The following is a 22671-nucleotide window of genomic DNA, read 5'->3' on the forward strand; positions in this document are numbered from 1 at the left end:
GAATGGCGCATGGCATGGAGCGGTAACAGCCGCATGACGTTTGGCGTGAAAGCAGCTGAGGCGACGTTCGATTACCTGAATATTCCGGCACAGATGCTGTTCTTTACCGATGGCGATGAAGCACCTAAAGCCAATGGCATCAACAAGCTGGATATCAGCGATGTGCGTATTGGTAAAAACGTGATTTTTGTCGGCGTCGGCGGCACCGAGCCTGCGCCTATCAAGCGCTTTAATGCCAATAACAAGTTTATCGGTTACTGGGGTACAGATGCCGCTGCTGAAAGTGCGGGAGGTGGCGTCAACTACAATGACGCCAGTAAAGACGACCCGGACCCGCCAGTGGCCTATGCCGAATTTGACCGCTATTTATCTAGCCAGGATGTCGCGCATTTGAAGGAACTGGCGACAGATATCAAAGGCCAATATATTGAAGGCGTAGACCAGCCGGCATTTTATGAGTTTGTGCAATCGCAAACACCGGCAGCTAAATTTGTGACCAGTTATTCGGTGAAATGGCTGTTTCTCATGCTGGCTGCGTTGATGGTGATCGCAACTTATCTGCCGGATTTATTGGCCTATCGGCGCAGTGAGCGCAAAGCAGCTTAACGCATCCATGCAATAAAAAAGGCGACTTGTACAGTCGCCTTTTTTTATGAAAGCTTATTGCAATATCGTTCAATACGAGTCTAATTCAGCATAAATCTCGATTAGCATAGGTCATCCAGGTTGGTCGGTTCGCAAATCGGTTTGGCAGCGGTCATGCCGTTGGCATTTTTGGCCATTTCGTAAGACATTTTACGTAAGCGCGTGACCGAGCCTAATGGGCGGTGCGACTTAATCCCATGCCACGGTGAAAACATCATGCCGTTATCAACCAATTGTGAGCGGTAAGGGCTCCAGGCGATTTGCGGTTTTGCGGTGATTTTTGCGATCGGCAGATAGGGTGACATTTCTTCTGACCAGATGACGGATGAATCCTCGATCGGCATCTGGTTGATATCTGTACAGAGCTGTACACGTAATTCCCACTCGGCCGTATTGGTGATGAAGAAATCCACCACTGATTTTTTCTGGCTGTCCGAGGCGAAGCTGATATCAACTGGTTTATCCTTCAGTGCCAGCAGCGTAGGCGCAATCGGCACTAACGCTACTTTCGCCATGTAATTGCCATATAAAATCGGATCCTGGCTGAAGTAGGTTTCACCCAGGATGTTGGGCTCAGATTGGCCTTCGGAATTGAGTAAGCGCTGGCGGCCGCCACTTAATGAATCAATGAGTTTCGACGTGGCTTGCAGGATCTGCGAGAGGAATTGTTTGAATTCCGGTGAGTTATCTGAGGTGGCAAGTATTTTCAGGTTGGACAAAAATTGCTGCACACTGGAAGATAAAAAGCTCGAGCCATTCACAAATAAAAAGTTTTGTGTGGTGGCCTCTTCACTGCCACTCAGGCGTTCACCTTCAACGCCTAAGATCTTAATCGCCAGACTACGTGGAGTGCACAGTTTGTCATTCAGGATATCTCCCGGCACGGTAGTAAAGCGCATCACCAAGGGCAGTTTTTTAGGCGTGGCAAACATGCCCTGTGCCAACGGTTCGGGCAGATTATCGTAGATTTCCATTTCGGCCGAAATCAGGCCATGACTTTTGGTATGGACGCTGTGGTGTAAACCACGCATTAAATAAGGAGAGTGGCGGTCTGTGGTTTCGGAGAGTTTGCGCAACGTATATTGCAGGCTACCTTTTCGCTTGGTTTCATTCTCATCCAGCACTTCATAGGCTGGATTGTAGTTGAGGGGGGAGATTCCGATATCGATAGTCCGTTGCATATAACACCCCACTTCCCAAACCAAGCTTGCATTTTTAAACAAGCTTTTAGAATTATTTAAAACATCCAGTCACCATTTTTATGACAAGCAAGGCGCTAATGTCGGCAGATTTAATCCATCATCATTCAGACCATTTATGAATCTTTTGTTTCGCCTGCCTGTTTTCTCTGCTTGTTGACAATCCTGGCGGCTACTTCGTCTTCACGGCCTGGATAGCGATGTTCTTTTTTGAACTCGCTTTTTAACTTTCCGTATTCACGTTCTCGCTTTTGGCTGGATCCTCTAGGCATTTGAATACTCCTGTTTACATATTCAGAGTACAAACGGCAGCCGCTAAGGCTGCCGTGTTTGTCTTGTTGTGAACATGAATTCGAAATTCATTTCAAACGCGACAATTGCAGGTTACGCTGGAAAATGTAAATTCTTTATAAGGATTTTGCTTATTATTTTGTAGGATTATCTTTATTGTGTAAGGGTCTTAAGATGGCTTGCATATGTGGGGATATTGCACGGTAAATATGGCGAAACCTCTAAAACAAAAGACCCATGCGCCGGGTCTTTTGTTCGTTTGATGTTCTATCCAGAATGCTTGAGTGACCAGGATCAGATGAAGAAGTCCGTTTATTTGCCCTGCAAAGTAGTGTAGGCCGTCATCAGGTTGCGGTAATCCGGGATGTGGTTAGCACATAATGCGCCCAGGCCTTCGATATCACGGCGCCAGTCACGATGTAATTCGCAGGCAACACCAAACCAGGTCATCATCTGCGCACCGGCGGCCTCCATGCGGCGCCATGCTGCATCGCGTGTCAGCTCGTTAAAAGTGCCGGAAGCATCACCCACGACAAATACTTCAAAGCCTTCTTCAATGGCAGACAAGGCAGGAAACGCCACGCATACTTCTGTCACCACCCCGGCAATGATCAGTTGTTTCTTGCCGGTGGCTTTGATCGCCTTCACAAAGTCTTGGTTATCCCAGGCATTGATCTGGCCTGGACGGGCGATGTAAGGGGCGTCCGGGAATAATGCTTTCAACTCCGGCATCAGCGGGCCATTCGGGCCGGTTTCAAAGCTGGTGGTGAGGATGGTCGGCAAGTTGAAAAACTTGGCCGCATCCGCCAGTGCCAATACGTTGTTCTTGAAACGGTCCGGCTCGATATCGCGTACCAGTGATAACAAGCCGGCTTGATGGTCGACCAGTAATACCACTGCATCGTCACGGTCCAGGCGTACGTAAGGTTTGTTGTTGCTCATGATAAATCCTCTCAAAAATATAGTTTTAGTGTGAAACGTCAGTTAAAAGCTTGTGTTAAGCCGTTGCAAAGCGACCAAGGTTGTAATCATTAATGGCCTGGTCGATCTCTTCCCAGCTGTTCATGACAAACGGGCCATGACCCACCACCGGTTCATTCAGCGGTTCACCGTTCAACAATAACAATACGGTATCTTGCTGGGCCTGCAATACCAGTTCTGTCCCCTCACGCTGCATCACGGCCAGTTCAGAAGGGCGTATGGTATGCACGCTGCCGGTTTTCACTGCGCCTTTGAGTACGAAAATGGCAGTGGTATGGCCTTCTGGCAAATTGAACACAGTGCGGGTACCTGCATTCAAGCGAACATCCCATACATTCATGGCGCTGAAGGTTTTGGCCGGGCCGGTTTTTCCGGCATATTCACCGGCAATCACGCGCACCTTGCCTGCCTCGTCTGGCAATGCCACTTCAGGAATGTCTGATTTGGTAATGCCCTGGTAACCAGGCTTGGTCAGTTTGTGTTTGGCAGGCAAATTCACCCATAACTGGATCATTTCAAACGGACCACCGTTTTTTGCATAATCATCGCCGTGATATTCCTCGTGGATAATGCCTTTACCGGCGGTCATCCACTGCACTTCACCTGCACCGATGGTGCCGCCTGCATTGGTCGAGTCATGGTGTGAAACCTGGCCATCGTAAACGATGGTCACGGTTTCAAAACCACGGTGTGGATGCTGGCCAACGCCACGGCGTTGCTCGGTCGGCTCGAAACGGGCCGGGCCTGCATAATCCATCAGCAAGAACGGCGACATCTCTTCCGCGATATCGCGATAAGAAAAAATGCTCTGCACCGGAAAGCCGTCACCTACCCAGTGATTGCCATTGCTACGTTTGATAAAAGCCAGTTTTTTCATGATGTGCTCCTTGTGAATAGATGTCGTGTTGCGATGGTTCTCACTATAAACACATGACTTTTAATGCACTAGATGGTTAAATATGAAATTACTTTTCATTTAATTGAACAATTATGGACTTCAACGAAGCAGCCGTATTCGTCAAAGTGGTGCAGGCTGGGAGTTTCAGTGCCGCCGCGCGCCAGTTAGGCTTACCGACTTCGACCATCAGTACCCGGGTGGCGCGACTGGAAAAACGGTTAGGCGTGACCTTGCTGCAACGCACCACCAGGCGATTGCACCTGACCGAGGCCGGGACGCTATATTATGCGCAGGCATCCATAGGGCTGGGATATTTGATGGAAGCCGAAGCGGCACTGGATGCCGCGCGGCTACAGCCACAAGGCACGTTGAAAGTCACAGCGCCTGCCGATCTGGGCGATGCCTTGTTGGCGGGACTGGTCAAGCGGGTGCAAACTGAATTCCCCGACCTGGTGGTAGAGATGTTGTTAACCGACCGCTATATCGACCTGATTGCAGAAGGGATAGATGTGGCGATCCGCACCGGCGAGTTACGTGATTCCAGCCTGATTGCTAAATCATTAGGATCTATCCAGTGGGCATTATTTGCCAGTCCGCAATACCTGCAGCAGGCGCCAGCCTTGGAAGCCCCACCCCATCTGCATGCGCACACTTGCTTGCAATTTACACCGATGGGCCGCGAGCAATGGCTGCTCAGCAATGAGCATAGTGAAATAAGTGTGCCCATGAGCGGGCGCACACTGGTGAACAGTATTGGCGTGATCAAGGCGATGGCTGAAAATGGGCAGGGTGTCGCCTTGCTGCCCACCTTCATCTGCCAGCCTGCACAGCGTAGCCAGCAACTGGTGCGGGTATTACCAGCCTGGTTGGGGCGTGCGGATGTGGTGCATCTGGTTTACCCGCAACAACGTTTTATGCCGCCTAAATTACGCGCTTTTATCGAGGTAGCGGTAGCAGAATTAAAAGCACAGTTTAAAGAGACAGCCTGATAATCACCTCAAAGTGCCAGCTTTAACAATCATAAGAAAGGACCGCAGATATGCGCCAGCAAGACTCAATCACCATGCAACATGGCGCCAGCGCCATCATTACCCATCGCGTCAGTGAAGCGCAGCAGGCAGCGTATGAACAATGGCTGGAAGAGATCGGCCCTGCCTGCCGTGCGTCAGAGGGTGCGTTGGACTGGCATTTGATACGTCCGATTGCTGGTTACTCGGATACTTATTCGGTGATCATCCGTTACGACAGCGAACAACATCTTAAACAATGGATGGCATCACCCAGCCGTCAGCAACTGATTGCCAAAATTGAACACATACTGAATGCCAAAGATAGCTACCAGATTAAAAGTGGCGTGGATTTCCTGTTTGTGCCTGAAGCGGCCAAAGTTTCGGCGCCAGTGCGCTGGAAGCAATTTTTAATGACCTGGTCAGCCATTTTCCCGTTGGTAAGTTTGGTCTCCCTGGGGATGATACCGTTGATGGATAAAGTGGGTTTTCCGCAAATTTACCTGTTGCATACGCTGGTGATCACAGGGGTCGTTGTCATGCTGATGGTGTATGTCGTCATGCCTCGCTACGCAAAATTAATGAGAAACTGGCTACACCGCTAATCGGCGTGTCTTATTTAAACCAATTTTAATTAAACTTTCGCAAAACCCCCTCTGCAGATAGTGTGTTTGCAAATGTTTTGGCGCATGATTTGATCATGCGCCAGGGTATGCAACCCCTGGCCTTAATTAAAGTGTAGACACTAAATCTCCGTAGTACATGACATAACTACACTCAGGGGGTCGCAGGTTGGATACAGCGGCGGAATCAGCAGCATTGAACGCGGAAATCGTGGAAATGCTGTATGCGAATAACCGTAGGTCACTGATGGCTGCCATCGTGGTCATGGCCGCCCTGTTATTGACGCAACTTCAGCTGGTCAATGCCACGATTCTCATTATCTGGTCTGTCATTTTCCTGAGTGCATATGGCAGTCGTGGTTACCTCACCTTCAAGTATTACAGGGATCAGCGACGTGAACAGCATAGCCAGCGCTGGTTGCGATGGTTCCGTTTCAATACCGGTTTCTGCGGGTTGGCCTGGGGTCTGGCCGGTATATTATTATTTCCGGAAGCTGCACCAGCCAACCAGGCATTTCTGATTTTCGCGCTGGTGGGTGTTTCGGGCGCCGGTATCATTGTTTACTCGGTGGATAGCCTGACCACCAACCTGTTCACGGGCGGCATCCTGGCATTTATGATTCCACGGTTCCTCACGCATGGCACTTCGGTTTCGATTGCGCTGGCGGTGCTGTTTATTGTGTATGTGATCTATGTGAGCGTGGCCGGGCATGCACTGGCCAAGAGCCTGCGTGAAAATATCTCGTTGCGAATCGCTTCCAACCTCGATAACAAAAAGGTCCACCAGCTGGCCTTTTATGATTTCCTGACTGCATTGCCAAACCGGCGTTTGCTGTCAGACCGCTTGCAGCAGGCCTTTGTGCGGTGCGCCCGTGGGCAATGCTACGGTGTGGTGTTATCGCTGGATTTGAATAATTTTAAAGGCCTGAATGACAGTATGGGCCACCCGGCAGGTGATGAGTTGTTGCAGCAAGTGGCTGCCAGGTTGCAGCAGTGCTTGCGCAAAAAAGATACGATCGCGCGTATGGGTGGCGACGAATTTATTGCCGTGCTGGATGAACTGGGCTGCGACAAGGCCGAAGCGATCATGGCTGCGCAGGTGGCAGCCGAGAAAATGATGGCGGTGTTTTCTCAGCCTTTCCAGTTGCAGCAAAGCAAATACCGCACAACGCCTAGCATAGGTATTTGCCTGTTTCATGGTGATGATGACAATGAAGAAGAAGTGTTGAGGCGCGCGGATATTGCCATGTACCAGGCGAAAAAATCCGATAACCTGAACAGCATCCAGATGTACGACGAGCTGCTGCATCCGGCCATTGAAATGCGCGCCACGCTGGAAAACGACCTGGCGTTTGCCTTGCAGGGTGATCAACTATCATTGTATTTCCAGGTGCAGATGGATGATAGCCATCTGCCCAAAGGCGCAGAGGTATTATTGCGCTGGCAGCATCCGACGTTGGGCATGATTCCGCCAGATCAATTTATCCCGATTGCAGAAGAAACCGGGGAAATCGTACCGATAGGGCAATGGGTACTACAGCAGGCTTGTCAGCAACTCAAGCAATGGGCAGCAATGCCGCTGACCCGCAGCCTGACGCTTTCAGTCAACGTCAGCGCGGTGCAATTCAATCAGCCGGATTTTGTGCAGATGGTCAGTGATGTCGTGTTACACAGTGGTTGCGACCCGCAGTTATTGCAATTGGAGCTCACCGAAAGCCTGATGGTCAGGAACGTGGAAGAGATCATCATCAAAATCCAGGCATTGAAAGTCCTGGGAATGACTTTCTCGCTGGATGATTTTGGCACCGGCCAGTCTTCATTGTCAGTGCTGAAACGCTTGCCACTGGATGAGCTGAAAATCGACAAAAGCTTTATCAAGGAGATCCAGCACAATACCTATGACAGCTTCATTGTAGAAACCATCATCAACATGGCGAAAAACCTGGGCCAGACCGTGATCGCCGAAGGCGTTGAGGTGCAGCAGCAACAGGCGTTATTACAAACCATGGGTTGCCGGTTGTTTCAGGGCTATCTGTATAGCCGGCCATTGCCGCTGGGCGAATTTGAAGCCGGCCTTACAGGTTTGAGGGCCGAAGCACAAACCAGGACGCAAGCAAAGACAGCACCCAAGACCAGGGCCAAAACCAAAACCGCTGATACCTGACTTACACCTTCACTAATTCGTCGCCGTGACTCAGCCAGCGTTGCAAATGCGCGACGACTGCTTCCGGTTCGCACAGTAAAAGCTGGTCCGCCATCTGTTTGGCTTCTTGCAGTAAATCTACATCCCTTTCCAGGTCGGCGATTTTCAGCATAGGTACGCCGCTCTGGCGTGTCCCCAGTAATTCGCCCGGGCCACGAATATGCAAGTCAGCCTGGGCAATATGGAAGCCATCATTGCTTTCGTAAATCACCTTCAGCCTGGCGCGGCCTATCTGTGAGCATTGCTGTTTGTTGTAGAGGAGGATGCAGGTACTTTTGGCTGAGCCCCGGCCAACGCGGCCACGTAACTGATGCAATTGGCTAAGGCCCATGCGCTCTGCATGTTCGATCACCATCAGGCTGGCGTTTGGCACATCGACACCTACCTCAATCACGGTGGTCGCCACCAGCAGATGGATCTGGTTGGCAGAAAATGCCTGCATCACCGCCTGCTTTTCAGCTGTCTTCATGCGACCATGCACCAGGCCAACCTGTAGCTCTGGAAATGCCTCTTGCATATAGGCATAGGTATCGTTGGCGGTTTGTAATTGCAGGGTTTCCGATTCTTCAATCAGCGGACACACCCAATAGGCCTGGTGCCCGTGTGCGCAAGCTTCGCGAACCCGTTGTAATATCTCTTCACGGCGGTCATCGGCCACCAGTTTGGTCAACACCGGGGTACGGCCGGGCGGTAGGGCATCAATCACCGAAACATCGAGGTCAGCGTAATAACTCATGGAAAGCGTACGCGGGATAGGCGTGGCTGACATCATCAATTGGTGCGGTTCGAGATCGCTACGCTGACCTTTCTTGCGCAATGCCAGCCGCTGGTGCACGCCAAAGCGATGCTGTTCATCGACAATGGCTAACCCTAATTGTTTGAACTGCACCTCTTCCTGAAATAAAGCATGGGTGCCGACGGCTAATATGGCTTCACCATTGGCGATACGTGCAAGTGATTGCTCACGCGCTTTTTTATTCTGGCTGCCGGTTAGCCAGGCGATCTCAATACCTAACGGCATTAACCAGCTACTGAGTTTTTTGTAATGCTGTTCAGCCAGGATCTCGGTCGGCGCCATCATGGCTACCTGCCAGCCGTGTTCTATCATCTGTAATGCTGCCAGGCAGGCGACGATGGTTTTGCCGCTGCCGACATCGCCTAGCAACAGCCGTTGCATGGGGTGAGGCTGGCTCAAGTCATGGCTGATTTCTCTGATGACCTTTTGTTGTGCCATGGTGAGTTGAAATGGCAGGCTGTCTAATAAACCGGCGTTCAGGGTTTGAGAGCCGGGTGTTGCCGGCGCGAGTGCCTGTTTACGACGGGCATAGTGCTGGCGCATGGATAATTGTTGCGCCAGTAATTCGTCATAGGCCAGCCGTTGCCACGCCGGATGACTATGGTTTTCCAGGGTAGATAAGGCGATTTCTGGGCTGGGCTGGTGCAGTTGTTGCAGGCTGCTGGCAAAATCCGGTAACTGCAACGGCGTGTATACCCAGGCTGGCAATGTTTCCTGCAAATATTCCGCGTTTAACACCAGGTTCACCGCTTTGCGGATGGTGTTCTGGCTCAGGCCCGCGGTGGTCGGGTAGACCGGCGTCAAGGCCGTATTGACCGGAGTGTCTTCTTTGACCTTGCGTTGCTGGGGATGCACCATCTCATAGCCGAAAAAACCGGGACGCACTTCGCCAAATGCACGGATACGGGTACCGGTCTGCATGGCGGCAATCTGGCTGGGATAAAAGTGGATAAAGCGTAAATTGATCATGCCGGAGTCATCCTGCACCCGCACATTGAGCATTTTACGTGGCTTGTAACTGACTTCGTTATGCACGACTACGCCTTCGATCTGGGCCTGTTCACCCAGCCTTAGATCGCGGATAGCGGTGACATGTGTTTCATCAAGATAACGTAACGGTAAATGCAGCAACAATGCCTGCGGGGTGTTAATGCCCAGTTTTTCCAGTTGGCTGCAAACGCTGGGAGTGAAACCGCGGATTTCGCTCAAGGAAGGCATGCTGGCTATTCACCCGCCGTTTACTGGATGCGTTGTTCCAGCTGGTTACCCTTGACCCGGTTAATCCGCACAATTTGCTGTATCTTGCGCAGGTTGCGGATCAGGGTCGCCAGATGCACGCGGTTGTGCACCTGCAACGTGAAGTTCACATTGGAATACTGGCTGCCATCTGTGGATTCGACGCTGACATTATCAATGTTGGCATCTGCACTGGAAATGGTGGCCGCGATCTTGGCCAACATTCCGCGTTCGTCAACCACGGTAATGCGCAGGTTAACCCCGAACAGTTTTTTCGGGTCGGCATCCCATTCCACATCCAGCCATTTTTCCGGGTCCAGCCTGAATTTGCGGATGGCCGGGCAATCGTGGGTATGAATGACCAGACCCTTGTCCTTATTGATAAAGCCCAGGATAGGGTCACCCGGGATCGGGCGGCAGCAAGGGGCGAATTGTACGGCCATGCCTTCGGAACCGCGGATGGTGATGGTATCCAGCTTCTTGCCGGTTTTTTCTTCCGCTTCTGCCGGATGCGCCAGCAGCTGGTGCGCTACCATCAGGCTGTTGCGTTTACCCAGGCCGATATCGGTCAAAATCATCTGGCGGGTTTTGGCGCCATAGTCATTCATGACTTTTTGCCATTGTTTATCCGAAATTTCGCCAGGCTGGATATGCATCGCCCGTAAGGCCACATTCAGCATGCGCTCTCCGAGCTGCGCCGACTCTTCAACCTTGACTGTTTTCAGGTAATGGCGGATATGTGAGCGCGCTTTGCCGGTGACGACATAATTTAGCCAGGCCGGGTTAGGTTTAGCCAGCGGCGCGGTAATGATTTCCACATGGTCACCATTACGCATCTCGGTACGCAGAGGGGCCAGTTCGTTATTGATTTTAACCGCCACGCAACTGTTGCCAACATCAGAGTGCACTGCGTAAGCAAAATCCACTGCGGTGGAGCCGCGCGGCAAGGCCATGATATTGCCTTTAGGCGTGAATATATAGACTTCATCCGGGAACAGATCGACCTTGAAATTCTCGAGGAACTCATGGCTGTCATCACTCTCGGTCTGAATCTCCACCAGGCGTTGCAGCCACTGGTGGGTTTGCTGCTGCAGCTTGGTCAGGTGCGCATCGGTCGTTTTATACAACCAGTGCGCAGCCACGCCGGCATCAGCAATATTGTGCATTTCCTGGCTGCGGATCTGCACTTCGATCGGTGTGCCAAATGGGCCAAATAAAGTGGTATGCAAGGACTGGTAGCCATTGGCTTTGGGGATGGCGATATAGTCTTTGAAGCGACCGGGGATCGGTTTGTATAACGCATGTAACGCACCCAATGCCAGGTAGCAGGCAGCAGTGTCTTTCACCACCACGCGGAAACCATAAATGTCGCCAATTTGCGACAATTTTGTGGATTTCTCCGCCATCTTCTTGTAAATGCTATAAAGATGCTTTTCGCGGCCTTCGACATTGAATTCGAGCTGGTAATTGGTCAGCTGGGTCTGTATTGCTTCCAGGATTTTGCTGATGACTTCTTTACGATTGCCGCGCGCAGTGCGTATAGCCTTATCGATTACGCGGTAACGGTTGGGATATAAATACTTGAGACTCAGGTCTTCCAGTTCATGAAAGATAGGATTCAACCCCAGCCGGTTGGCGATCGGCGCATAGATATCCAGGGTTTCCCGCGCAATGCGCTTTTGTTTTTCCGGACGCATGGCGTCCATGGTTTGCATGTTATGCAAGCGATCCGCCAGCTTGACCAGGATCACACGTACATCCTGGCTCATGGCCAGCAACATTTTACGGAAATTCTCTGCCTGTGCCTGGGTAGCGGTTTGCAGTTCTACCTTATCCAGTTTGGTCAGGCCATCGACCAGGTCGGCGACTTGCTTGCCAAATTTCTCGGCGATTTCCGCACTGTTTACGTCAGTGTCTTCCACCACATCATGCAGCAATGCGGCCAGCAGGGTAGGCAAATCCAGGTGCAGTTTCGCCAGGATGCAGGCGACAGAAATCGGGTGGGTGATGTAAGGTTCGCCGGTTTTGCGGGTTTGCCCGGCATGTGCTTGCTCGGCGTAGCGATAGGCCTGCCAGACGAGCTGTACTTCTTCTTCGTTTAGGTATTTTCGTATCAGCTGCGTGAGGGGGGAATCCTCACGGTCAGCCGGGAGTAAGTCTGCCGCTTCTAAAGGTGATTTAGACTTGCGATAGGAATGGTCACCTTGGGTATGCGGCATGACTGCTTAAGCCTGCCCTTTTTTTTCCAGAAGTTCAACGCCGATTTTGCCAGCGGCGATTTCACGCAGGGCAATCACGGTCGGTTTGTCTTTTTGTGCACCAGCAACCAGCGGGTCGGAACCATTGGCGATCTGTCTGGCACGGTAAGCGGCCACCAGGGTTAATTGAAAGCGGTTAGGGATGTTGTCCAAGCAATCATCGACGGTAATACGAGCCATAAAAAACCTTTATATTTGAATCACAGATCAGCGGCGGATTGCGCTGGGTCAGGTGAGGAGTTGAATCAGTGACGCGTGGCAGGCAACCTGGCGGTCAAGCTGCAAGCGCTTGGCACGCACAATGGCGATTAAATCCTGCAAGGCCACGTCAAAATTGTCATTAATTGTAACATAATCAAACTCATGCACGTGACGCATCTCCTCACGTGCAGCTGCCAAACGCCTGCTGATCACTTCTTCGCTATCCTGGCCACGGGTATTCAGGCGGTGTGAAAGTGCCTCAATCGAAGGCGGCAAAATAAAAATAGATGTGACTTGCGGATACAGGGTGCGGATCTGTTGCGCGCCTTGCCAGTCAATTTCCAGGATTACGTCACGCCCCTCGGCCAATGCATTCTCGACTTCACTTTGCGCTGTGCCATAACGGGCACTATGCACATGCGCACTTTCGAGGAAGCCGCCATTATCCAGAATCTCCATAAATGCCGGTTCAGTGACAAAGTGATAATGGATGCCATCTTCCTCACCAGGACGCGGTTCGCGCGTGGTATGTGAGACGGATAGTTTGAGCAAGGGGTCCTGTGCCAGCATGGCACGCACCAGGCTGGTTTTGCCGGCGCCGGATGCGGCAGAAATCACAAACAAGTGGCCGTAACTCATTATTTACCCCATTCCGGATTAGGCAATGAGGAGAATACGGCTCTCAGTCCTTCAGCCCATCCTTTATGGACACTGGCGTAATATGGGTCGCGTTCGGTCAGGCGTTGACGGCAATCCGCGGTCAGCGTGTCAGTGCGGTAAATCATCAAATCAATAGGCATGGCGACAGAAATATTGCTGCGGATAGTGGAATCAAAAGAAATCAGTACGCATTTCACCGCTTCCATCATGTCGGTCTTGTGGTTGATCACGCGGTCAATGATCGGCTTGCCATATTTGGTTTCGCCGATCTGCAGGTAAGGCGTATCAGAAGTGGCTTCAATAAAATTGCCCGCGGCATAGACATTAAACAGGCGCGGCTTTTCACCCTTGATTTGCCCGGCGACCAGGATGCTGGCAGTGAAATCGATGCCATGTTCCTTCAGCGCTTCGCCATCGCGATGATGTACGCTACGCATGGCTGCGCCGACCACGGTGGCGGCTTCAAACATAGACTGCACATTATTTAAATGCGCGGTACCCGGCTCAGGTTCTTTAAGTTGTTCACGCAGTAAATTGACCACTGATTGCGTAATCGCCAGATTGCCGGCCGTGAGCAGTACAATCACCCGTTCACCGGTGACTTCAAATACATGCGTTTTAGGGGCAATGGCTACCTGGTCTACACCCGCGTTAGTACGTGTGTCAGACGCGAGCACCAGCCCTTGTTCCAGCAGGATGCCTACACAATATGTCATAACGGTATGGAAGAAAAAGCGGAGTCGCTAAAGTGACATGATAGCACGGGCCGTCTGCGTGACTCCACTGCGGCGATAGCTGTTATTGTTGCGCGAGTATCGCCTGTTGATACAACTGGTCGTGATGTTGTTTACGCTGTTCATGCGTCAGTGCGCTTTGATTGACACTGACCACGCTGGACATGCCCTCCTTGCCGCCACCAATGCGGGTGCCGGTCACCGGGCTGGCACTGCGGTAATCCAGTCCGGTCGCCAGTCTTACATGCGTTTCGTTGGTCAGGATGCCATTGGAAACATCCAGCCCCAGCCATTGATCGTTTTGCCAGACATCGACCCAGGCATGGGTTTGCATCAGGCTGCCATCTTCGGTAAACAGGTAGCCACTGACATAGCGGGCTGGCAGACCTAAGCTGCGGCAACAGCCGATAAAGGCATGTGCGTGGTCCTGGCAGACGCCTTTGCCCAGCTGAAAAGCCTCGGCTGCCGGGGTATTCACCTGGGTGGCGCCCTTGATATAGTGCATTTTGTCACGCAAGGCATGCATCATGTCTGCTAACGATGCACGGGCAAATTGCTTGGCAAACGCCGTCATGGCGGCATCCGCCTGGGTGAGCGGCGATTCGCGCAGATAGAGTTCAACCGGTAATGGTTGATGACATGCCAGGCCTGCAACACCAGTTTCTACCTCTCCTGCGACTGAAATCAGCAGTTCGTGATGCGGCTCGTCAATCACCAGCGTGTGCGTGAGGTTGCCATAAGTATCTTCAAAAGCATGGCACTGGCCGTTAACCTTGATTTCCCAATGCTTGACCTGTTGACCCATGCCGTCTCTAGGCGTCAAGCGCAGTTGCTGAATGGTGTATTGCACCGCTTTGCTGTAAATATACTGGGTTTGATGCTCAATATTCAGCAACATGACTGTGGGCTATGATAAAGAAGCTTGTTGTTGGCTGAGGGCAATACGCGTCGTGAGGGCGCATAGGAGACCGTGCTTAATATCCGCTGCGGCATCAGTGATCAGACTGTCGCGCTCAAAAAGTTACGCTGAATCTCTTCACCCAGTTTGCGATTTGCCAGAATAAAGTCATCCAGGAAATGGTGTACACCATCTTTCACAATGTCCAGCATGCGGCCATAGTGTAGTTTGGCATGCATTTGCCCTGCCAGGCGCTCGGCCTCGGTTTGCCGGCTCCCGGCTACCTGGCGCAAAATCGGCATGATTTCGGCGTAACACGCATGCAAGGAGCGCGGCATATCTTCACGTAATATTAAAAGCTCAGACACTTTCACCGGCTCAATCGCGTCGCGGTAGACTTTTTGATAGGCCTGGAATGCCGCCACTGAACGCAGCACGGCGCTCCATTCGTAATAATCCACCGCGCCTTCGTTGGCTTCCTGCAAGGGGATTAAGAATTCGTATTTCACATCCAGCAGGCGAGCCGTATTATCCGCGCGTTCCATAAAGGTCCCCAGGCGGACAAAACTGAAGGCTTCATCACGCAACATGGTACCAAAACAGACGCCACGGAACAGGTGCGAACGGCTTTTAACCCATTCACAAAATTCGTTCAGGCCCGACTGTGTCAAATCCTGCTTGATATACTGGTCAAACTCCAGCCACAGCGTGTTCATGTTTTCCCAGGTTTCTACTGTCATCGCTACCCGGACCGCGCGGGCATTTTCCCGGGCGTTACGCAAAGAGCTGTAAATGCTGGAGGGGTTATTGCTGTCCATTACCAAGTGTTGAATGACATGGGCAGCATTGAGGTCATCGTAGGTGCTGTCGTAAATGTCCCGCACACCGGCAATTTCCAGCACGCTATCCCATAACGCCTCTTCGTTGCTGGCATCAGTGGGTAGCAAGGACATGCTGTAAGTCACCTCCAGCACGCGTGCCACATTCTCGGCACGCTCAATATAACGTGCCATCCAATATAAATGCTCTGCGGTTCGACTTAACATATCACGGCCTCTTGATGCATTTGTTGGGCAGCCATTTGCGACTGCGTTTGTTCGAGACAGACATCGTCGCGCTCTAGCACCCAGGTATCTTTAGTACCGCCGCCTTGTGACGAGTTGACCACCAGTGAGCCTTCCTTGAGTGCTACGCGGGATAATCCACCGGGCACCACACTGACCGTTTTGCCTGACAGCACAAACGGGCGCAAGTCCACGTGGCGTGGCGCAATGCCTTGCTCGACCAGGGTCGGGCAGGTGGATAAAGCCAATGTCGGTTGCGCAATATAGTTGGCAGGTTTGGAAACGATGCGCAACCTGAATTCATCAATCTCCTGTTTGCTGGCGGTCGGGCCGACCAGCATGCCGTAACCGCCCGAGCCTTGCACTTCCTTGACGACCAGCTCGGGCAGATGATCCAGCACGTAAGCCAGATCATCTTCCTTGCTGAGTTGATACGTAGGCACGTTTTGCAGGATGGGAGACTCACCCAGGTAAAACTTGATCATCTCCGGCACATAAATGTAGGTTGCCTTGTCATCAGCCACGCCGGTGCCCACTGCGTTAGCCAATGTGACGCCACCATTGCGGTAGACGGAGAGCAGACCCGGCACGCCTAACATGGAATCAGGCTTGAATACCAGGGGGTCTATGTAGTCGTCGTCGATGCGGCGGTAGATCACGTCCACCCGTTGCGGGCCTTGCGTGGTGCGCATATAGACGGCGTTATTACGGACAAACAGATCCTGGCCTTCCACCAGTTCAATACCCATTTGCTGGGCGAGGAAGGCATGTTCAAAGTAGGCACTGTTATACGCGCCAGGGGAAAGCAATACCACGGTCGGGTCGGTGACACCGGTCTGCGCGACCGAGCGTAAATTGTTGAGCAACACATGCGGGTAATGTTCGACCGGGGCGATCGGGTACTTTTTGAACAAATCCGGGAATAGCCGCATCATCATTTTGCGGTCTTCCAGCATGTATGAAACACCAGAAGGCGTACGCAGGTTATCTTCCAGCACATAAAACTGCGATTCGCTGGTACGCACCAGGTCAATGCCGGCCACATGTGCATAAATCTGGTTAGGCACATTCACGCCGACCATTTCCGGGCGATACTGTGAATTGGTCAGCATGCTATGCGGCACAATGCCGGCCTTGATGATTTCCTGGTCATGGTAAATATCATGCAGGAACATATTCAGCGCGCGCACGCGTTGCACGGCGCCTTTGGATAAATGCGCCCATTCGCTGGCTGAAATCAGGCGTGGGATTACGTCAAAGGGAATCAGGCGCTCAGCACCATCCTCTTCACCGTATACGTTGAAAGTGATGCCTACGCGGCGGAACAATACTTCGGCTTCTGCCCGTTTGGCCGCCAGTTGCTGGGTTGGTACAGCACTTAACCAGCGGTCATAAGCCTGGTAGATGCCACGTACATTGCCACCATACCCCTGCATTTCATCGAAAAACTGTTTGGCCGTTTGCGTCATGGTCCATGACCTTTACATTATTTGTATCTGATATCAGCAAGGTGTGTGCCAGCCAGAAATAGGGTTTTAAATCATTGGGTTAAGTAAAAACATGATTCGAAAGACATACAAAATGCACCATAAAGGTGCATGCGAGGATGCGGTTTTTGGTGCGATACTCAGAAGTTGGATCTGTAAAGATCTTTAAAGTGCTTATTTATAGCTGAACGTCTGCTCAAATGTTTCCAGCACCTTTAAATCCGCTTCAGTGGGATTGACAAAAGAAATATGCACATTGTTCCACTTGTTGCGGTAGGCAAATAGAAAATAGACATGCCGTTGCTTGATACCTTTATCCTGGAAACTGTTTTCCAGATCGTAGCTAAGCTTGCAATAATGGCTGTTGCAGCTTTTTTGCACGCTGGCCTGGTTGATCAACGGCTCTTTACCGGCCTTCTGCCAAAAGCAGTTCAGTACATTTTCATGTGAGTCACCGCCTTCGCAAGCTGGCGTATCCACATTGATTACCACTGAAAAGAAATTGGCGTTGCCATAATACATATAGTGATCATTGGAATCCGCTTCCCTGACCGGTCTGAGCGGAGGCGCATCAAAAGTGATCGCCCAACCCTGGTCAGGAATCGACAGGGTGGTGATTTCAGCAGCGGATGGCAGGGAGAACAAACTGCTGAAGACAAAGGCGCAGCAGGGTATGGCATAGCGGAGAAGAGGCATAATTCTAGACCCTATGTTTTTCTTGGAATGATCTTGACTATACCATCATGCCAGCAGGGTATAGCCACTTCACAAGTGAAGTGGCTAATATTTATGCAAATTGTTGTATTTATTCAATATTCTGGATTTGTTCGCGCATCTGCTCGATCAACACTTTTAACTGCATGGAAACCTGGGTGGTTTCAATCGCGACTGATTTTGACCCCAGTGTGTTCGCTTCACGGTTCATTTCCTGCATCAGGAAATCCAGCTTTTTACCGACAGCGCCGCCTACTGTCAGGATGCGATCCATCTCGCTGATATGTGAGTTCAGCCGCGCCAGCTCTTCATCCACATCGGTGCGTTGCGCATAAAGCACGATTTCCTGGCGCACACGGTCATCATCGGCTTGCATCGCTTCACGCAGTTTGGCGGTGAGTTTTTCCTGGTATTGCTGAATCACTTGCGGTAACAGCGGTTTCACAATGCTGATCTGTTCACGCACGCCTTGCAGGCGGTCCAGCAATACCTGTTTCAGCTTTTCGCCTTCACGCTGACGCGCCGCAATCAGTTCGTCTATCGCCTGGCTCAATCCCTGTTGCAGGCTTTCTGCCATGGCTTCGGTATCCACGGCCTCGCTTTGTAATACGCCTGGCAGCTTGAAAATATCCACCAGGTTGACTGGTTGTGCCGCCGGGAAATGTTGGCCAAGGTCTGTTAATGTTTGCGCAATTTGCGCCACCATGTTGGGGTTCAGTGCCAGTTTATTCGAGCTCGTACTGTCGCTTTTCATACTCAGCCGGCATTCCACCTTGCCGCGCCCAAGCCTGGTTTGCAGCTGTTCGCGGACCAGCGGCTCAAACTGGCGCAAGCTATCTTCAATTTTGACATTCAGCTCCAGGTAACGATGATTAACTGCACGCAATTCAATCAGCAACAGGCCAGCCGGAAAGCGGGTTTCGCTATTGGCAAAGCCAGTCATACTTAAAATGGGTTGATTATTGGTATTCTTTTTGGCAGTCATTATTCGCTCCGAGCTAAGCGGGAGATTGTATCAAATGCAGTATCGATATGCGAAAATAGCGTTATAACAAGTTAACACGGTTTATTTCGTGTTTTCCTCAATAAAGCCATGATCAGTACGTTAACCATTAAGTGAAGCTCGCCAATAAAATCGATATTGCACTGCCGGTAGGCACCGTGTTACATGACTACACCATCACACGGGTGTTGAGTCTGGGCGGGTTCAGCTTCGTCTATCTGGCGCAGGATAAACAGAAAAATACTGTTGCCATCAAAGAATATATGCCGGTGACACTGGCCAAGCGTGATGGACAGACGCATATTCGTTCTAACGGAAAAAATGAAGCCGCCTATAAACATGGCATGAAGTGCTTTTTTGAAGAAGGGCTGGCGCTGGCCAATATCGAGCACAAGAATATCGTGCGTGTGAAAAATTTCTTCCGCGCCAATAACACTGTGTATATGGTCATGAAATATGAGCGTGGCAAATCGCTGCAGGACTACATCATGGCGTTAACGCAGCCGGTACCGGAAAACTTCATGATCCGCATGTTTGTTGAATTGCTGAATGGCTTGCGTGAGGTACACAGCCGTAAACTGCTGCACCTGGATATCAAACCGGCCAACATTTATATCCGGCTGGATGGTTCCCCGGTGTTGCTGGACTTCGGTTCGGCGCGCCAGGCATTGTCTGAGGTGACCCTGGCACCGACGTACACGCCGGGTTTTGCCCCGCCGGAACAATATATAGACCGCAAACACCTGGGTCCGTGGAGCGATATCTACAGCATAGGTGCCAGCATGTATGCCTGCTTGCAGCGCTCGTCGCCGTTGGCGGCCAATATCCGCCTCAATGAAGATACGCTGGTGCCGGCCGCTCAATTGGGCAAGCAGATCTATTCAGAAAAGCTGTTATCTATCATTGATGACTGTATGCAAATTGATTACCTGCAACGGCCGCAAAGTGTGTTTTCATTGCAGAAAAAAATGATAGAGGTGCACGTGGCGGATGACGCGCGTGGTTCCCTGGTAGATAAAATTATTAAAGTGCTGACCAAACCACTATGAATACCACGTTGAATACGATCAAGCTGAGAATTTCAAAATAATGAAATTCTCAATTTCTCAGGGCACCCGCCAGGGACCGCGTCCTTACAACCAGGACCGGTTGGCTTATTCCTACCATAGGCACTCTATTTTAATGGTGCTGGCTGATGGCATGGGCGGCCACCAGCATGGCGATGTGGCGGCAGAGATCGCAGTCAAAAGCATGGTGGAAGCGTTCCAGCGTGAATCTGATCCGCTCATCGCGCAGCCGGCGCAGTTTCTGCGCGAGCAGATCGGCCAGGTGCATGACGTGATCGAAAATGTGCGGGTACGCAAAAAACTTTCTGAATCGCCGCGCACGACCATTGTGGTGGCCTTGATCCAGCACAATAAACTGTTTTGTGCGCATGTCGGGGATTCCCGCCTCTACCTTTATCGCAACGGCCTGGAAGAGTTCCAGACCCAGGACCACTCTGTCGTGCAGTCGCTTTTGCGCGAAGGCAGGATCACCGCCGAGCAGATCGAGCGTCATCCGCATCGCAACAAAATTTATAATTGCCTGGGCGGCGATAAGCCACCGCAAGTTGAACTGGCAGACCCTATCCCCCTCAGCGAGGGCGACGTCATTCTGCTATGCTCGGACGGCGTGTGGAGCACCATGCCTGCGATCACCATGGCGCAGCATATGCTAGCAGCCAATATACAGGATGGCATCACACGGTTGCTCGATGATGCTGATGCCGCCAGTATCACGGTAGGCGATAATATGAGCGCGATTGCCATGCAGTGGGGCGAGCGAAATACTGCGCCGCTGGCCGTTTCCACCCTGGATTTGCCCAGCGATGGCACTACCACCATGATCAATCATGCCGGTAGCATGCCCAACCCGCATGCGCTGGATCTGACCGATGACGAAATCGAAAAGGCGATTACCGATATACAGGATGCCTTGGGCAGAAGCAGCCAACATCTCAATAAACAATAACTTGAACCAGGAAAAATTTAAAATGACCAGACCCAGCCAGCGCGCCAACGACCAATTGCGCAGCATTGAAATCATCCGTAGCTATACAAAACATGCCGAGGGCTCGGTATTGGTAAAGTTCGGCGATACCCACGTCATTTGCACCGCCAGCATTGAAGAAAAAGTGCCTGGTTTCCTCAAAGGCAAAAACCAGGGCTGGGTGACTGCCGAATACGGCATGTTGCCACGCTCCACCGGTTCACGTATGGATCGCGAAGCTGCCCGTGGCAAACAAACCGGCCGCACCCAGGAAATTCAGCGCCTGATCGGCCGCAGCCTGCGCGCGGTGATTGATATGCAAAAACTCGGTGAGCGCACCATCCATTTTGACTGTGACGTGATTCAGGCCGATGGCGGCACGCGCACCGCCAGCATTACCGGCGCTTATGTGGCCATGGTCGATGCTGTGAGCACTTTGCTGGCAAAAGGCTTGCTGACTGAAAGCCCGATTAAAGACTCAGTTGGCGCGATTTCGGTTGGCGTTTACCAGGGCATTCCGGTATTGGATCTGGATTATATTGAAGACTCCGATTGTGATACCGACATGAATGTGGTCATGACCGGCAGCGGCGGCTTTGTCGAAATTCAGGGGACTGCCGAAGGTGAGCCTTTCAGCCGTGACGCCATGAACGAGATGCTGGCGCTGGCGGCAAAAGGCATTGCGGAGATATCCAAACTGCAACAACAGGCATTAGCGAAATAACATGGCATTAGCATTCAACAAACTGGTGATCGCTTCTGGCAACAAAGGCAAAATCCGCGAAATCGCGCATGTACTGGCGCCCTTGAATATCGAGATTGTGTCGCAATCTGAATTCAATGTACCGGAGTGCCCGGAGCCGTATGAAACCTTTGTTGAAAATGCATTAGCCAAGGCGCGGCATGCCAGCCAGCACACCGGTTTACCGGCATTGGCTGATGACTCCGGTTTATGCGTGAATGCGCTGCAAGGCGCACCGGGCGTGATCTCGGCGCGTTATGCCGGTCCCTTGCCAGCCAATAGTTTGCTCACGCAGGATGAACGCAATAACGATAAGCTGCTCACAGTACTGTCACGCGAAAGTGATCGCCGTGCGTATTTTTATAGTGTGCTGGTGCTGGTGCGGTCGCCCAACGATCCGCAGCCTATTATTGCCGATGGTATGTGGCTAGGTGAGATTTTGCGCGAGTTTCGCGGCTCTGAAGGGTTTGGCTATGACCCATTATTTATGGATCTCGAAACCCGCAAAACCGTGGCTGAATTACCGCTGGAAGTGAAAAGCAAAATGAGCCATAGAGGGCAGGCCTTGGTAAAATTGCTGCAAGCTTTGGAAAAGAGTAAGTGAAGGAAACCATAGGTGAAAGTAAACGTATGACAAACGAATGGCCTAAATGGCTGCGTGACGATGGTTCGGTGGTTTCGTGTACCGAAAAAGTCAAAGTCATGTCTGAAAATTTTGATGAACTCAAACAGATCGCACAAGATGCGCTGGAAGATGGCTTGCTGATGGAAGTCAGCGAAGAGCAGATGCGTCAGGCGTTGCATGCGCTCGTCGATACCCTAGTCAATCCTTACAACAAAATCTAGTTTGCCATCCAATATGGCAAACCCCTCACCGCAACAAATCCTCCACGACGTTTTCGGTTACACCCAGTTTCGCCACCAGCAACAAGCCATCGTAGACCATGTGATCAGCGGGCAGGATGCGCTGGTGCTGATGCCTACCGGCGGTGGTAAATCC

Annotated in this window: 22 protein-coding genes and 1 pseudogene; 9 read left to right on the top strand and 14 right to left on the bottom strand. The window is 51.5% G+C overall.

Annotated elements, in window-relative coordinates; translation table 11 throughout:
• Window positions 1–606, top strand: a pseudogene (locus VK958_RS08750) (VWA domain-containing protein); the annotation flags it as partial.
• 101 nt (window positions 607–707) lie between these two features.
• Here the strand turns inward: VK958_RS08750 and VK958_RS08755 are convergent.
• From VK958_RS08755 to VK958_RS08770, 4 genes are all read right to left on the bottom strand, one after another.
• Entirely contained in the window at window positions 708–1826 is a 1119-nt protein-coding gene (locus tag VK958_RS08755; protein WP_325240791.1) for a catalase family protein, read from the bottom strand.
• 134 nt (window positions 1827–1960) lie between these two features.
• On the bottom strand, window positions 1961–2116 hold the full coding sequence (locus VK958_RS08760) for a hypothetical protein (protein WP_325240793.1): 156 nt from the start codon (window positions 2114–2116) through the stop codon (window positions 1961–1963).
• 331 nt (window positions 2117–2447) lie between these two features.
• Entirely contained in the window at window positions 2448–3077 is a 630-nt protein-coding gene (gene ycaC / locus VK958_RS08765; protein ID WP_325240795.1) for an isochorismate family cysteine hydrolase YcaC, read from the bottom strand.
• A gap of 55 nt (window positions 3078–3132) precedes the next feature.
• Entirely contained in the window at window positions 3133–3993 is an 861-nt protein-coding gene (locus VK958_RS08770; RefSeq protein ID WP_325240797.1) for a pirin family protein, read from the bottom strand.
• 113 nt (window positions 3994–4106) lie between these two features.
• Here VK958_RS08770 and VK958_RS08775 point away from each other — a divergent pair, with 113 nt between their 5' ends.
• From VK958_RS08775 to VK958_RS08785, 3 genes are all read left to right on the top strand, one after another.
• A complete protein-coding gene (locus VK958_RS08775; protein ID WP_325240799.1) occupies window positions 4107–5003 on the top strand; it encodes a LysR family transcriptional regulator in 897 nt (298 codons plus the stop codon).
• Between the two features lie 50 nt (window positions 5004–5053).
• Window positions 5054–5626 (top strand): antibiotic biosynthesis monooxygenase, encoded by a 573-nt coding sequence (locus VK958_RS08780; protein ID WP_325240801.1) that lies wholly within the window; start codon window positions 5054–5056, stop codon window positions 5624–5626.
• Between the two features lie 187 nt (window positions 5627–5813).
• On the top strand, window positions 5814–7808 hold the full coding sequence (locus VK958_RS08785; RefSeq protein WP_325240803.1) for a putative bifunctional diguanylate cyclase/phosphodiesterase: 1995 nt from the start codon (window positions 5814–5816) through the stop codon (window positions 7806–7808).
• Between the two features lies 1 nt (window position 7809).
• Here the strand turns inward: VK958_RS08785 and recG are convergent, their stop codons facing one another.
• From recG to VK958_RS08835, 10 genes are all read right to left on the bottom strand, one after another.
• Window positions 7810–9861: an ATP-dependent DNA helicase RecG gene (gene recG, locus VK958_RS08790; RefSeq protein ID WP_325240805.1), complete on the bottom strand. Its 2052-nt coding sequence runs from the start codon at window positions 9859–9861 to the stop codon at window positions 7810–7812.
• A 20-nt stretch (window positions 9862–9881) separates the two neighbouring features.
• A complete protein-coding gene (locus VK958_RS08795; protein WP_325240807.1) occupies window positions 9882–12098 on the bottom strand; it encodes a RelA/SpoT family protein in 2217 nt (738 codons plus the stop codon).
• Between the two features lie 6 nt (window positions 12099–12104).
• Window positions 12105–12317: a DNA-directed RNA polymerase subunit omega gene (rpoZ, locus tag VK958_RS08800; protein WP_325240809.1), complete on the bottom strand. Its 213-nt coding sequence runs from the start codon at window positions 12315–12317 to the stop codon at window positions 12105–12107.
• Between the two features lie 48 nt (window positions 12318–12365).
• Window positions 12366–12977 carry a guanylate kinase gene (gene gmk / locus VK958_RS08805; protein WP_325240811.1) on the bottom strand — a complete coding sequence of 204 codons (612 nt, stop codon included), beginning with the start codon at window positions 12975–12977 and terminating at the stop codon, window positions 12366–12368.
• On the bottom strand, window positions 12977–13714 hold the full coding sequence (locus tag VK958_RS08810) for a proteasome-type protease (protein ID WP_325240813.1): 738 nt from the start codon (window positions 13712–13714) through the stop codon (window positions 12977–12979). Before VK958_RS08810 ends, gmk begins: the two co-directional genes overlap by 1 nt.
• 82 nt (window positions 13715–13796) lie before the next feature.
• Window positions 13797–14630, bottom strand: coding sequence for a transglutaminase family protein (locus VK958_RS08815; RefSeq protein ID WP_325240815.1), 834 nt, complete (start codon window positions 14628–14630; stop codon window positions 13797–13799).
• A gap of 101 nt (window positions 14631–14731) precedes the next feature.
• Window positions 14732–15676, bottom strand: a complete 945-nt coding sequence (locus VK958_RS08820; protein ID WP_325240817.1) for an alpha-E domain-containing protein — start codon at window positions 15674–15676, stop codon at window positions 14732–14734.
• Window positions 15670–17163, bottom strand: coding sequence for a circularly permuted type 2 ATP-grasp protein (locus VK958_RS08825; RefSeq protein WP_325240819.1), 1494 nt, complete (start codon window positions 17161–17163; stop codon window positions 15670–15672). The genes VK958_RS08820 and VK958_RS08825 overlap by 7 nt, the downstream gene beginning before the upstream one ends.
• A 192-nt stretch (window positions 17164–17355) precedes the next feature.
• Complete coding sequence (locus VK958_RS08830) at window positions 17356–17877, bottom strand: hypothetical protein (protein WP_325240821.1); 522 nt, start codon at window positions 17875–17877, stop codon at window positions 17356–17358.
• A 109-nt stretch (window positions 17878–17986) separates the two neighbouring features.
• Entirely contained in the window at window positions 17987–18880 is an 894-nt protein-coding gene (locus VK958_RS08835) for a YicC/YloC family endoribonuclease (protein WP_325240822.1), read from the bottom strand.
• A gap of 131 nt (window positions 18881–19011) precedes the next feature.
• Between VK958_RS08835 and VK958_RS08840 the strand changes: the two genes are divergently transcribed.
• From VK958_RS08840 to VK958_RS08860, 5 genes are read left to right on the top strand one after another with little or no spacing between them, the layout of a single operon-like run.
• A complete protein-coding gene (locus VK958_RS08840; protein WP_325240823.1) occupies window positions 19012–19947 on the top strand; it encodes a serine/threonine protein kinase in 936 nt (311 codons plus the stop codon).
• 40 nt (window positions 19948–19987) lie between these two features.
• Entirely contained in the window at window positions 19988–20911 is a 924-nt protein-coding gene (locus VK958_RS08845; protein ID WP_325240824.1) for a PP2C family protein-serine/threonine phosphatase, read from the top strand.
• Window positions 20912–20933: 22 nt separating this feature from the next.
• Complete coding sequence (rph, locus tag VK958_RS08850) at window positions 20934–21653, top strand: ribonuclease PH (RefSeq protein ID WP_325240825.1); 720 nt, start codon at window positions 20934–20936, stop codon at window positions 21651–21653.
• A 1-nt stretch (window position 21654) separates the two neighbouring features.
• Window positions 21655–22275: an RdgB/HAM1 family non-canonical purine NTP pyrophosphatase gene (rdgB, locus tag VK958_RS08855; protein WP_325240826.1), complete on the top strand. Its 621-nt coding sequence runs from the start codon at window positions 21655–21657 to the stop codon at window positions 22273–22275.
• A 26-nt stretch (window positions 22276–22301) separates the two neighbouring features.
• Complete coding sequence (locus tag VK958_RS08860) at window positions 22302–22517, top strand: hypothetical protein (RefSeq protein WP_325240827.1); 216 nt, start codon at window positions 22302–22304, stop codon at window positions 22515–22517.
• Window positions 22518–22671 lie beyond the last annotated feature (154 nt).

This window comes from Methylophilus sp. (assembly GCF_035460085.1).
Classification (GTDB): domain Bacteria; phylum Pseudomonadota; class Gammaproteobacteria; order Burkholderiales; family Methylophilaceae; genus Methylophilus.

Excerpts from the sequence above, each read along its gene's own strand:
- VK958_RS08820 (WP_325240817.1), bottom strand. The coding sequence starts at position 15,676 with ATGTTAAGTCGAACCGCAGAGCATTTATATTGGATGGCACGTTATATT.
- gmk (WP_325240811.1), bottom strand. The coding sequence starts at position 12,977 with ATGAGTTACGGCCACTTGTTTGTGATTTCTGCCGCATCCGGCGCCGGC.
- VK958_RS08830 (WP_325240821.1), bottom strand. The coding sequence starts at position 17,877 with ATGCCTCTTCTCCGCTATGCCATACCCTGCTGCGCCTTTGTCTTCAGC.
- VK958_RS08770 (WP_325240797.1), bottom strand. The coding sequence starts at position 3,993 with ATGAAAAAACTGGCTTTTATCAAACGTAGCAATGGCAATCACTGGGTA.
- rpoZ (WP_325240809.1), bottom strand. The coding sequence starts at position 12,317 with ATGGCTCGTATTACCGTCGATGATTGCTTGGACAACATCCCTAACCGC.
- VK958_RS08780 (WP_325240801.1), top strand. The coding sequence starts at position 5,054 with ATGCGCCAGCAAGACTCAATCACCATGCAACATGGCGCCAGCGCCATC.
- VK958_RS08760 (WP_325240793.1), bottom strand. The coding sequence starts at position 2,116 with ATGCCTAGAGGATCCAGCCAAAAGCGAGAACGTGAATACGGAAAGTTA.
- VK958_RS08825 (WP_325240819.1), bottom strand. The coding sequence starts at position 17,163 with ATGACGCAAACGGCCAAACAGTTTTTCGATGAAATGCAGGGGTATGGT.
- ycaC (WP_325240795.1), bottom strand. The coding sequence starts at position 3,077 with ATGAGCAACAACAAACCTTACGTACGCCTGGACCGTGACGATGCAGTG.
- VK958_RS08845 (WP_325240824.1), top strand. The coding sequence starts at position 19,988 with ATGAAATTCTCAATTTCTCAGGGCACCCGCCAGGGACCGCGTCCTTAC.
- VK958_RS08775 (WP_325240799.1), top strand. The coding sequence starts at position 4,107 with ATGGACTTCAACGAAGCAGCCGTATTCGTCAAAGTGGTGCAGGCTGGG.
- VK958_RS08810 (WP_325240813.1), bottom strand. The coding sequence starts at position 13,714 with ATGACATATTGTGTAGGCATCCTGCTGGAACAAGGGCTGGTGCTCGCG.
- VK958_RS08860 (WP_325240827.1), top strand. The coding sequence starts at position 22,302 with ATGACAAACGAATGGCCTAAATGGCTGCGTGACGATGGTTCGGTGGTT.
- VK958_RS08755 (WP_325240791.1), bottom strand. The coding sequence starts at position 1,826 with ATGCAACGGACTATCGATATCGGAATCTCCCCCCTCAACTACAATCCA.
- rph (WP_325240825.1), top strand. The coding sequence starts at position 20,934 with ATGACCAGACCCAGCCAGCGCGCCAACGACCAATTGCGCAGCATTGAA.
- recG (WP_325240805.1), bottom strand. The coding sequence starts at position 9,861 with ATGCCTTCCTTGAGCGAAATCCGCGGTTTCACTCCCAGCGTTTGCAGC.
- rdgB (WP_325240826.1), top strand. The coding sequence starts at position 21,655 with ATGGCATTAGCATTCAACAAACTGGTGATCGCTTCTGGCAACAAAGGC.
- VK958_RS08815 (WP_325240815.1), bottom strand. The coding sequence starts at position 14,630 with ATGTTGCTGAATATTGAGCATCAAACCCAGTATATTTACAGCAAAGCG.
- VK958_RS08835 (WP_325240822.1), bottom strand. The coding sequence starts at position 18,880 with ATGACTGCCAAAAAGAATACCAATAATCAACCCATTTTAAGTATGACT.
- VK958_RS08795 (WP_325240807.1), bottom strand. The coding sequence starts at position 12,098 with ATGCCGCATACCCAAGGTGACCATTCCTATCGCAAGTCTAAATCACCT.